The organism is Micromonospora lacuserhaii (genome assembly GCF_036902735.1).
In the GTDB taxonomy this organism is placed as follows: Bacteria; Actinomycetota; Actinomycetes; order Mycobacteriales; family Micromonosporaceae; genus Micromonospora.
Genome location: NZ_JBAKHO010000027.1, coordinates 65,170 through 76,242 on the forward strand (window position 1 = coordinate 65,170; position 11,073 = coordinate 76,242).

Sequence of the window (11,073 nt, forward strand, 5' to 3'; positions counted from 1 at the left end):
CGACCCGGGCCGCCCCGGCGATCGCCGGAAGACGCCCGAGGGACCGGGCCGGACCGGTACGATCCTCGGCCCGGCCGCCCGCCATTCGGCCGAGGCCGGGGAACCGGGCCTGGCGGGGCGACCGGAGTCGCCGCCCCGCCGGGCGCCGGCTCAGTGCCCCCGGGTGGCCCGGCAGATCTCGACCGGCAGGGCCGGCGCGCCGTCGATCGGCGCCGGATCCTCCGGGGTGGCCGCGATTCCGCCGGCCGCGATCCGGTCCAGGGTTGCCAGCCCGGCGGCGTCGATCGTGCCGAAGACGGTGTAGTTGGGACGCAGCGCCGAGTCGGACTGGACCAGGAAGAACTGGCTGCCGTTGGTGTCCGGGCCGGCGTTGGCCATCGCCAGGGTGCCCCGGGCGTAGAGCCGGCGGACCCCGGTCGGATCGGTCGGCGCCGGCGGCAGGTCGGTGGGCAGCTCGTCGGCGTACCGGTAGCCAGGACCGCCCTCGCCGGTGCCGGACGGGTCACCGCACTGCAGCACCTTCAGCGTGGGGTACGCGGTGAGCCGGTGGCAGGGCGTCCGGTCGTAGAACCGGTGTCTGGCCAGGTGCAGGAAGCTCTGCACGGTGCACGGGGCCTGTTCCCGGTCGAGGGTCAGCCCGATCGGGCCCTGGTTGGTGCGCAGAGTGACCCGGACCGTCCCCCGGTCCGGCGTGTGCCGGGGGTCGGGCGGCAGCGGCACCGGCCGGGCCGCCGGTTCGTCGGGTGTCGGCGTGTACGCGCACGGCCCCCTCGTGGGCTCCGGCGTCGGCGCGACGGACGGCGCGGCGATCGCGGCGCTCCCACCGGCGGCGATCAACGCGGCGGAGGCCAGCGCCACGCCGGCGAGGCGGGACAGCGCGGTGGCCGGTCGACGTCGTGGCGGTACGGCGTGCGGTCGGGGTTCGCTCGACACGTGGGTCCTCCCTGGACTCGTGGTACCAGAAAGACCGGAGTCTATGGATCGGCTGCCCGGATGTCGACGACGGTCAACCCTGGGCGCGTCGCCGGCCCCGCGGGTTCCGCCGCCGCCTTCCGATCGCGATCAGCACCGCGAGCGCCCCGACCAGCACCGCACCGCCGCCGACGACGGCTCCGCCGAGCCACTGCGGCGTGCCGTCGGACGGGGGCCCGGCAGCCGCCGGTCGGTCTCCCGCCGCCGCCGGCGCGGGGACGGAGGCCCGCCGGCTCAGCTCGTCGGGGTCCACCAGCCGTCCCACCGAGGCGTCCCGGGGCAGGGCGAAGCCCCAGTCCAGCAGGCGGGCGCCCTGCTCCCAGGCGCGCACCGGACGGGCCTCGGCGCCGAGCTCGGTGACCACCAGGCGGCGGCCGCCGCGCTCGGCCGCGCCGACGTAGGTGTGCCGGGCCAGCTCGGTGAAGCCGGTCTTGCCGCCCAGCGCGCCCGGGTAGCGGAAAATCAACTGGTTCTCGTTCTGGATCTGGAACCCGGGCTGACGCAGGGCGGGCTGGGCGGGGATCTGGGTGCGCTCGGTCAGCGCGTACCGGCGGAAGGTCGGGTCGGCGAAGCAGACCCGGGCGATCAGCGCCAGGTCGTACGCGCTGGTGAACTGGCCGGGCCCGTCCAGGCCCGACGGGGTCACCGCGTGGGTCTGGAGGGCCCCCAACCGCTGCGCCTCGGCGTTCATCTGCGCCACCCCGGCCTGGGCGCTGCCGGCGCCGAGCCGGGCCAGCAGGTTGGCGGCGTCGTTGCCCGACTGGAGCAGCAGGCCCAGCCAGGCGGTCTCCACGGAGTAGCGGCCGTTCTCCAGCAGCCCCACGGCAGAGCTGCCGGGGGTGATGTCCAGGTCGGCCCGGGTGACCGTGGCCACCTGCTTCGGGTCGAGCTTCGGCATCATCGTGGCGGCCAGCAGCAGCTTCTGCACGCTCGCCGGGGTGCCGTACTCGTGCGGCCCGCAGGCGCCCAGCACCGCGCCGGTGTCCAGGTCGGCGACCAGCCAGGAGGTCGCGGTGACCGGCGGGGGCGCGGGAGTGCCGGGCGGAACTACCAGCCCGGGGGTGGCCAGCGCCTCGCCGCCCACCGCACGCTGCTCCGGCACGGGCGCGGGCGGCACCGGCCGGGGCGGCCGCTTGACCGGCGGTGGCGGCACCGCCAGCTTCGGGCAGGGCACCGCGGCGGGCGGCGCGGCGGCCCGCGGCGTGGCGGTCGCCGGGACGGCCGTCCCGGCGGTGAGAAGGACGGTGGCGGTCACGGCGGCCAGGACCCGGGCTCTCATGGACACGCACCCTATCGGGCAAGATCGCGCCCTCGACGTCACCCGCCCGGCAGGCCGGCCGCACCCCCGTTGAGGTGGAAGGCCCGCTCCTCGGCGACCTCCCGGGCCCGCAGGAAGCGCGTCGTCCACTCCGGGTCGCCGTCCGGGATCCGCTCGACGACGTGCTCGTCGAGCGCCCGGCCGCCGGGCGGGGCGAGCACGACGGCCACCACCGTCGCCCCGTCCCGCCCGTGGTGCGTCACCTGCCAGCGGGCCGCCCGGCGGGCCCGCCGCTCCCGCCCGGCGCCGACCGCCCGCAGCAGCAGATACGTCAGGATCGTGGCGCCCAGCGCGACGCCCAGGCCCAGCAGCGGTACGACGACCCGCACGGCTACCTCCGGCTCACTTCAGCGGCACGGTCGCGCCGGCCCCCGGGGCGTACGTGGTGACCCCCGGCGGCAGCGCCTTGATGATGTCGATCTGGGCGCAGGCCGAGCAGGCGTCGTAGCCCTGCTGGCGGGTCTTGTTCGCGTCCGCCTCCGCCTTGGCCTGGGCCACCTTGGCCTGGGCCTCGCTGACCGCCGCGTACGCCGCCTGGGCCTTGTTGACCGCCTCCTGGACGGTCGCCGGCAGGGTGACCCGGGCGAGGTTGAACTTGATCCCCTCGAAGAACTCGCCGCCGAGCATCTCGGCGAGGTCCTTGGGCAGGCTGGTGTTCACCGCCTCCTGGACCTTGGCGATGTTGGTGTTGTTGGCCTGGCCGGCGGCGTCGGGGTTGCCCGGGGTGGCGGGGGCGCGCTGCGCGCCGTTCTGCACCAGCGCACAACTGGAGACCAGCTCGGCGCAGCGGAAGCTGCTGATCTGGATGCGCAGGTCGTTGTCGATGACCGGGCGGACGATCGCGTCGAGGAAGCTGCTCCACCCCTCGTCCCCGTCGTAGGCGTAGCGCAGGGTGCCGTCGACGCCACGGAACTGCCGGGTGCCGAACTTGGTGTCGAACTCCTTGAGCACCTCCGGGTCGAGGTTGAGGGTGAAGTAGATGGTGCCCTCGATGCCCATCTCCACGCCGTCGCTGGACGGGGTGTTGACCACGTCGATGCCGGTCCGCTCGCCCCGGGAGGGGTCCGAGGTGATGGTGTAGAAGCGCTGCTGGGCCGGGTAGCGGTGCATGGTGGAGTAGAGGCCGGTCCAGGTCCGGCCGGAGCCCGCGGGCACCACCTGGCGGACCCGGTTGTTGTCGAACCAGCCGCCGTTGCGGACCACGCCGACCTCGCCGCCGGCGGTCTTGTCGAAGCCGCCGACCAGCATCGTCAGCGCCACGATCAGCACGGTGAGCCCGGCCAGCACCGCCCCGACGATCGGCACGATCCGCGGTGACGGCATCGCCGGTCCGCGGCGGTTGTGCTGTGTGGTCATCTTCGCCCCTCCCCCGACCGGGCACGGGTCCTGCCCGTACCTCGGGATCAGGTTGACACCCGCCGTCAACCTGCCCCGCCGACGTCGGCGCCGATCGAGATCCGGTCACCCGCGTTGAACGATCTTCGGCCCCTGCCCGTATTCCCGGCCGACAGATGGAAACGCTCCCGGCCGCCGTGCCGGATCGACCGGGCGGCGATTTCCGTACGCAGGTGATGCCGCCGCGGCGGGCCCGCCGACCGCGCCCGACGCCCGGTCCCACCTGCGCCTGCACCGTCACGCGGCACCGCCGACGTCGGCTGCGCACCCTCGGCAGCCATCGTCGGCGGCCAATTCGAGGAGAGGTACATGGCCAGGCCTACGCAGAAACACGCTGTCCTGAAAGTTGCCGGGATCGGCGCCTTCGCGGCGCTGCTGCTCGGCGCGGGACTGCAATTGGCTTCCGCCGACGAGAACGCGGCCGCGACACCGGTCTCGGTGTCCTGCCCGGGCGTGGCGGACCAGCTCGGCGCGGTGCCGGCAGCCGCGCAGAACGGGGTGAACCAGGAGCTGAGGAACCTGGAGCTCCAGATCGCCAACGCCAACGCCCGGCTGGCCCGCGGGCCGAAGCAGGCGCAGAACCAGCTCAACGACATCGCCGGTAAGCGCCGCGCCGTACTGGACCGGATCCGACTGGACATCACCCGGGTCGGCGGCGCCGCGCCGGCCGGCCTGGAACGGCTGGCCGGCTGCTCGCTGGCCAGCGGCGCCGGGGGCGCCGATGCCGGCAACGCGCAGAACACCGGCAACGGCAACGCCGGCGTGGCGGGCGCGCAGACGGTGAACTGCCCGAGCGTCCGGGACAAGCTCGCCGACGTACCGGCGGCGGCCGCCGCCGGGGTGGAGAAGGAGCTGGCCAACCTCGACGGCGAGATCGCCAACGCCAACGCGCGGCTGGCCCGGCTGGCGGTGAAGCCGGAGGGCGGCCCGAACTTCGTCCAGAACGCCATCCTCGGCCCGCTGCGGAACAAGCGGATCGCCGTGCTGGACCGGATCGGCATCGACATCAACCGGGCCGGCGGCCAGCGGCCGGACCTGTCCGCCCTGGCCGCGTGCACGCTGAACGCCCCCGGCGCGGCCAGCCCGGTCAACGGCAGCGCGGGCGCGGGCACCGGCAACGCGGGCACCGGCAACGCCGGCACCGGCGTGGCTCGGACGGTGAGCTGCCCGAGCGTCCAGGACAGGCTGCCGGCCGTGCCGGCCCAGGCGGCCGGCCAGGTGCGGGACGAGCTGGCGAACCTGCAGCGGCAGATCGACGAGGCGAACGCCCGGCTGGCCCGGCTCGCGGTCCGGCCGGAGGGTGGCCCGAACTTCATCCAGAACGCCATCCTCGGCCCGTTGGAGGACAAGCGGATCGCGGTGCTCAACCGGATCGCCACCGACATCGGTCGGGTCGACGGCAACCGCCCTGCCGAGCTGGTCGACCTCGCCACCTGCACGCTGAACTGAGCCCGGCACGCTGACCGGCCGCCACCTGCGCGAGTACGTCTCCCGTCGACCCGTCAGCCCTGGTCCACGACCGGCGCCGGTCGGGCCGCCCGCGCGGCGGCCCGGTCGGCCGCCGGCAACCAGGTCGCCCCGGTGATCAGGGTACGGGCCTGGGTGGGCGTGAACAGGTACGTCCGTTCGCCGCCGCACTTCCCGTCGGACTCCCCCGGCCCCTTGATCCACAGCACGGCCGCCAGCCCCGGCCGGTCCGTCACCGGTCGGGGCACCTCCCCGAGCGCCTGCCGCCGCGGGTTGCACCACTCGTCGTCCCGGCCCGGCTCGTCGGGCGGCGGGCCGGCACCGTTGCGGGAGGTGTCGATGACGAACTCCCGGCCGCCCACCAGGTCGGACAGCTCCCGCCCCCAGCGGTAGGTGTCGGCCGTGGTCTGCCGGTTCGACACGTTCACCGCGAACCCCTCGGCGTACGTGATGCCCGAGGCGAGCAGCCGCTCCGCGGTCTCCCCGGTGGAGCGCCACTTCGAGTGCCCGGCGTCGAGGTAGACGGCGTGGCCAGCGGCGGCCAGCCGCTTCGTCGCCTCGGTGAGCAGCTCGCCCCGGGCGGCGTCGAAGCAGTCCGCCGCGATCGCGTCCGGCTCCATCACCACCGCCGACCGGGTACGCCCCAGCGCGGCGATCAGCCGGCCGACGTAGTCCCGGTACACCTTCGCGTCCGGGGCGCCCTCGCGGAAGTTCGCGCAGCCCCGGTTGGGGATCCAGTACGCCACCACCACCGGTAGTTCGCCGCGTTGTCGGGCCCGTCGGGCCAGCTCCGCCACCGGGGGCACGTCGCGGGGGTCGTTGACCCAGCGGGCCTGCGGTCGGTCGGTGACCGGGTCGAGCCAGTCCGCCCGGTGCGCCGCCTGCCAGCGGGCCGCCGCGGTGTTCCGGTCCGCGTACAGGGTGGCGCCCGGGAACAGCTTCTTCGGCAGCGCGTACGTCAGCGCCGGCGGGTCGGGGCGCAGCGTCGTGTCGGGCCGCTGGGCGCAGCCGGCGGTGAGCGCGGCGACCAGCGCCAGGGCGACGGCCGGGACGACCCGGCGGGGGCGGTTCACGACAACCTCCACTGCGCGCTGACCCGGAACACGCGTACCCGGTCGTCGCCGGTGCCGAAGCTGGCCACCGGTACGGCGTGCTTGCGGGCCTCCATCAGGGTCGGGTACTTCTCCGCCGCGTCGGCGGTGCGGTAGTACCAGTCCGGCAGCACCAGGTAGTCGATCCGCTTGACGTTGCGCTGCACCGCCGGGTCGGTGTCGAGCTTGTAGACGATCACCGGCTGCGGGTCGTAGCCGTAGTGGTGCACCAGGTCCGTCCAGATCGCGTCGTGCACGACCAGGGTCTTGTCCCGGGGCACGTTGCGGGCCACCCACTCGGTGGCCGACTTCAGCGGCGGCTCCTCGGTGACGGTCATCATCCGGCGCAGCTCCGGCGCCCAGGAGAAGGTCGCCACGCCGGCCAGTCCCAGCACCAGCAGGCCGGCCAGGGTGACCCGGAAGCCGTACCCGAAGCCCTGCGCCGCGCGTCGACGCAGCCAACCGGTCGGCACCAGGCCGGGGGTGCCGGCCAGGGCGGCGAGCACGCCGGCCACCAGCAGCGCGCTCCACGGCAGCAGGTTGATCACGTGCATGAACGGCACGTAGCCGCCCCGGACCAGCACCAGCCAGCCGATGGCCAGGGCGAGGGCGGCCGGGCGCAGCCGGCGCACCAGCAGGGCCAGCGGGAGCGCGGCGAGGCCGAGCAGCAGCAGCCAGTGGTCGTACTGGAGCCAGTTCTGGACCTGCTGCTGGGTGGCGCTGCCGGCCTCGAGCACCGAACCGCTGGAGTCCCGGCCCTCCAGCTGCCACTGGGCGGTGCCGAACAGGCTGTTGTGGCCGGGCCCCTCGAGCAGCTCGCCCTTGAAGAGCGCGAAGAGCGGGTACATCGCCATCAGCAGGAAACCGGCGAAGCCGGCGGTGACCAGCACCTGGGCCCGGTTGCGCCGGTCGGTGTTCTGCAGCATCGCCCAGCCCAGCGCGGGCAGCAGCAGCAGCGAGGTCTCCTTGGTCAGCGCGGCCATGGCGAAGGCCAGCGCGGCGCCGATGCCGGCGGCGATGCTGCGCCGCGGCGAGTACGCGAGCACGAACGCCAGCAGCAGCCACGGGGTGACCAGGTTGTCGAGGAACGTCCACCGGCCGTAGACCACGGCCAGCGGGGAGAGCCCGAACAGCAGCACGGCGACCGACGCGGCGACCCGGCCGAAGCCGAGCCGACGACCCAGCACGTAGAGCAGGCCGGCGCTGGCCAGCCGGGCGATCAGCATGCACTCGTTGCCGAAGGCGAGCGCCGAGTCGTACCGGTCGAAGCCGTTGGTCAGCGCCGCCCACCCGGCGATCTGGATCCAGCCGCCCGGGGCGTGGTCGTAGAAGTACGAGTAGGGCGAGAGCTCCCCCTCGTACCGCAACGACCACGCCTGGGACAGGTAGGTGCCCGGGTCGTCGACGTACCCCGGGAAGCGGGACATCCCCACCGCGTGCACGATTCCCACCAGGACGAGCAGCGGGACCAGCAGCGCGATGCTGCGGCCGTGCCGGGCCGCCCAGACCTGCAGGCCCACCCGGGCCCGCCGGTGCGGCGGCAACGCCCGGTCGATGTCGGCCACGTCGCGCAGGTCGAGGCTGCCGGTCGTCTCCAGCGTGCTGGTCACGCGCCCACCCCCGCCGTCGCCGGGACCCGGCCGCCGTCGCCCGCGGGCGCCGCGCCCAGGTGCGCGCCGCTGTGCGCGGTCTTCACCCAGTTGGTACGCCCCGAGAAGTGCCGCAGCAGCGCCCACACCCCGGCCACCGAGAGGACCACCTGGTACGGGTAGCCGCCGATCACCACGCCGAGGTGGTCGCGCAGCCGCACCTTCTGCCCGAACGTACGCCCGAACTGGTGCAGCATCAGCACGTCCAGCGCGATGGTGAGCAGGCTGATGCCGAGCGGGACGCTGGCCAGCAGCGCCACCACGATCGGCGACTTGTGGGTCAGCGCCAGGGCCAGCGCGACCGGGGCGAAGACCACCGAGAACGCCTGGAAGAACTGGAAGCCGAGCACGTAGACGGCGAGGATCTTCTGCCACAGCCGGGGCAGGGCCAGCCATTCCCGCTCGGTGAAGACCTGGATGAAGCCCTGCATCCAGCGCACCCGCTGGCGGACCAGGCCGCGCAGGGTGTCCGGGGTCTCCTCCCGGGTCACCATCTCGTCGATGTAGACCACGTCGACGTCGTAGCCGAGCACCGACGCGACCATGCCGATCTTGCAGTCCTCGGTGAGGCAGTCCTCGTCCCAGTACGCCCCGTACCGCTTGCGCAGCGCCTCGAGGAACTCCCGGCGGAAGAAGACGGTGTTGCCGCCCAGCGGCATCACCTTCGTGGCGGCCTGCAACTTCAGCCGCGACTGGAACCACTTGTAGTACTCCAGCACGTTGGCCGCCCGCCACCAGCCGGAGCTGTTCGCCCGCCACCAGCGGCGCAGCTGGGGCAGCCGCCCGCTGGGCAGCGGCAGGGTGCGCGGGTCGGCGCTGAAGTTCATCAGCTGCACTCCGCACTGCACGATCCCCGCGCCGGTACGCCGGAACCGGTAGTCGACCATCCGCAGCAGCCCGGGGTGGAAGAGGTCCTCGGCGTCGGCGACGCCGATCCACTCGTACGGGACGCCGAGCCGGGTCAGTTCGCGCACCGCGGCGTTGAGCCCGATCGGCTTGTTGTGCACGTCGGTGTCCTCCGGGTACGGCGCCACCAGCACGCGGCCCGGATAGCGGGCGGCGGTGGCGTGGGCGATCGCCGCGGTGCCCGGGTCGTCGGGGTGGTCGATGATCGGCACCACCCAGTAGTCCGGGTGGTCCAGGTTGGCCAGTCGCTCCAGGGTGTGCCCTGCGACGGCCTCCTCGTGCCGCATCGGCACCAGGATCACGCCGGGCAGCCGGGGAGCGTCCGGCTCGCCGTACCGGTCGGGGTCGTTGTGCTCGGGCAACCACCACTTGTACAGCTGGAAGGCCAGCGTGGTGACCGCCACCGTCAGCATGAACAGCGAGACGGTGACCACGAAGACGTCCAGGAAGAGGATCGCCGGCACGCAGAGCAGGGCCAGCGCGGCGACCAGCCGGCCGAGACGCCACGAGGTCGGCAGCGGGCGGCGGCGTGCGCCGCGGTAACGGGGACCGGGGGCCGCAGTGGCCATCGGGGTACCTGCCTTGGAGGAGAACGACCAGAAGTGGTCGGAGCAGTAGTTGACGACCGTGCCGGCGGCGAGCAGACCCCAGTACGCGGCCGTCACGCCGGTGACCGGCGCGAGGAACGGGAACGCCAGGAGGCTGAGCAGGGCACTGCCGCCCCGGGCGGTCTGGAACCGCCACCACCGGCGGGCCCGCCCGCCGGACCGGCCCGCGGTGCGCCGACGCCAGGTGAGCTGGTCGTGCGCGACGAAACTGAGCTGGAGGGTGAGCACGAGCTGGACCGCGTTGGCGGCCGCGGGAGCGACGCCCCGCCCCATCAGCAGGTGCAGCACGACGTGGCCGACCGCCGCCACGACGCCGCCGATGGCCAGGAAGAGCCACGGCTCCCGCCGACGGGCCAGTCCGATGAGCGGATGCACGCTGTCCTTCCGGGTACGTCGGCGCGCCGATTGCGGCGCGCGTCAGGAGTTGCGGCCACGCTGCCGCAGGCGGGAGGTACCCACCGGGACCGGTCGGACGTCGACGCCACGACACGGTGCGACCCGGTGGGAAGGTAGGTCCCCCCAACGGGTCTGCGCCGTCCTCCTACCCCCCGCGAGCAGGGCGAACCTTGGCGAGACAAGGACCACACCGTCCGGGGCGATGCGTCACGACGGCAGCGCTTCCGGCGCTTACGCGAATCGCGGTCAGGGCAGCCGACGGAGCCAGGCGCGCTGCCACGGGGTCTCGACCGCCCGCGGGTGGTAGCGCTCGCGCACCCAGCGCACCGCTTCCGTCGACGGCAGCCCGTCGAGGACGGCGAGCGCGGCGAGGGCCGTGCCGGTTCGGCCGACGCCACCCCGGCAGGCCACCTCCACCCGTTCCGCGGCGCGTGCCCGGTGCAGCGCGCCGGTCAGGGCGTCCAGGGCGTCGGCCCGGTCGAGCGGCACCCAGAAGTCAGGCCAACGGATTCGCCGGTACGGCCAGGCCGGCGTGGGGCCGGGGGCCAGCAACAGGGCGAAGTCGGCGGTCGAGGCGGGCTCGCCGATCCGGCGTCCGCGCACGGTCGCCCCGCTCGGCAGGACGACCAGCCCGGTCGACGTCGACCACTCCATCCCGCGATTCTGCCCCGGCTGGGCACAGAGCAGCGCCGCCCCCGGCCCTGACGGGTCGGGGGCGGCGCTGTAGGTGTCGGTGTGCAGGTCGCCTCTCGGCGAGTGGCACGACGCGGCTCCAGCCGAACGGTATTCCGCGAAGGCAATTTAGGTGAGGCCCGGGGACACTGGACACACCGACACCCGTCACAACACGCTACCCCCACCCACCCTTCCCCCGCGTGGAGTGACCACCCCCACCCCCACTCCCCCACCCCCGCCCGCGGCCCGTGGCCAGCGCCCCCCGCCCGTAGCCCGCGCCCCGTAGCCCGCGGCCCGCGGCCCGCGGCCCGCGGCCCGGCCTGTTGATCATGGGGTTAGCGGCGGTGTGGATCTCTTCCACTGCCGTCAACCTCATGATCAACGCGGTTGGGGGATGGGGGTGGGGAGATCTTGGACGGTTGGGGTTAGCGGTGGACGGTAACTGTCCAAGATCCGGATATGCCGCTGGCCGGCACCCCGTGAGGGGTGCCGGCCAGCGTGTCGTTGGTATCGGGGTCAGCTGTTCCAGTGCGTGGCGACGAGGTCGGCGGCCTGCTGCTCCCACTGGGCGTAGGCGTCCGGGTACGCGGAGACCT

At 73.9% G+C, this 11,073-nt stretch carries 9 protein-coding genes; 1 reads left to right on the plus strand and 8 read right to left on the minus strand.

All coding sequences use genetic code 11. The annotated features are described in order from the left end of the window. Nucleotides 1-150: 150 nt before the first annotated feature. The 4 genes from V6U81_RS17960 to V6U81_RS17975 all read right to left on the minus strand — a co-directional run bounded on the left by V6U81_RS17960 (nt 151) and on the right by V6U81_RS17975 (nt 3,646). Complete coding sequence (locus V6U81_RS17960) at nt 151-933, minus strand: peptidylprolyl isomerase (protein ID WP_334490799.1); 783 nt, start codon at nt 931-933, stop codon at nt 151-153. A gap of 73 nt (nt 934-1,006) precedes the next feature. Then, a complete protein-coding gene (locus tag V6U81_RS17965; protein ID WP_334490801.1) occupies nt 1,007-2,251 on the minus strand; it encodes a D-alanyl-D-alanine carboxypeptidase family protein in 1,245 nt (414 codons plus the stop codon). Between the two features lie 38 nt (nt 2,252-2,289). Next, nucleotides 2,290-2,619: a hypothetical protein gene (locus V6U81_RS17970; protein ID WP_334490803.1), complete on the minus strand. Its 330-nt coding sequence runs from the start codon at nt 2,617-2,619 to the stop codon at nt 2,290-2,292. A 13-nt stretch (nt 2,620-2,632) separates the two neighbouring features. Continuing rightward, nucleotides 2,633-3,646, minus strand: a complete 1,014-nt coding sequence (locus V6U81_RS17975; protein ID WP_334490804.1) for an SPFH domain-containing protein — start codon at nt 3,644-3,646, stop codon at nt 2,633-2,635. 348 nt (nt 3,647-3,994) lie between these two features. Between V6U81_RS17975 and V6U81_RS17980 the strand changes: the two genes are divergently transcribed. After that, nucleotides 3,995-5,134 (plus strand): hypothetical protein, encoded by a 1,140-nt coding sequence (locus tag V6U81_RS17980; RefSeq protein WP_334490806.1) that lies wholly within the window; start codon nt 3,995-3,997, stop codon nt 5,132-5,134. A gap of 53 nt (nt 5,135-5,187) precedes the next feature. Here V6U81_RS17980 and V6U81_RS17985 read toward each other — a convergent pair whose 3' ends face one another. The 4 genes from V6U81_RS17985 to V6U81_RS18000 all read right to left on the minus strand — a co-directional run bounded on the left by V6U81_RS17985 (nt 5,188) and on the right by V6U81_RS18000 (nt 10,456). Then, nucleotides 5,188-6,225, minus strand: a complete 1,038-nt coding sequence (locus V6U81_RS17985) for a glycoside hydrolase family 6 protein (protein ID WP_334490808.1) — start codon at nt 6,223-6,225, stop codon at nt 5,188-5,190. Beyond that, entirely contained in the window at nt 6,222-7,853 is a 1,632-nt protein-coding gene (locus tag V6U81_RS17990; protein WP_334490810.1) for a glycosyltransferase family 39 protein, read from the minus strand. The genes V6U81_RS17985 and V6U81_RS17990 overlap by 4 nt, the downstream gene beginning before the upstream one ends. Further along, a complete protein-coding gene (locus tag V6U81_RS17995) occupies nt 7,850-9,781 on the minus strand; it encodes a glycosyltransferase (protein ID WP_334490812.1) in 1,932 nt (643 codons plus the stop codon). The genes V6U81_RS17990 and V6U81_RS17995 overlap by 4 nt, the downstream gene beginning before the upstream one ends. Before the next feature lie 267 nt (nt 9,782-10,048). Beyond that, on the minus strand, nt 10,049-10,456 hold the full coding sequence (locus V6U81_RS18000) for a protein-tyrosine phosphatase family protein (RefSeq protein WP_334490814.1): 408 nt from the start codon (nt 10,454-10,456) through the stop codon (nt 10,049-10,051). Nucleotides 10,457-11,073 lie beyond the last annotated feature (617 nt).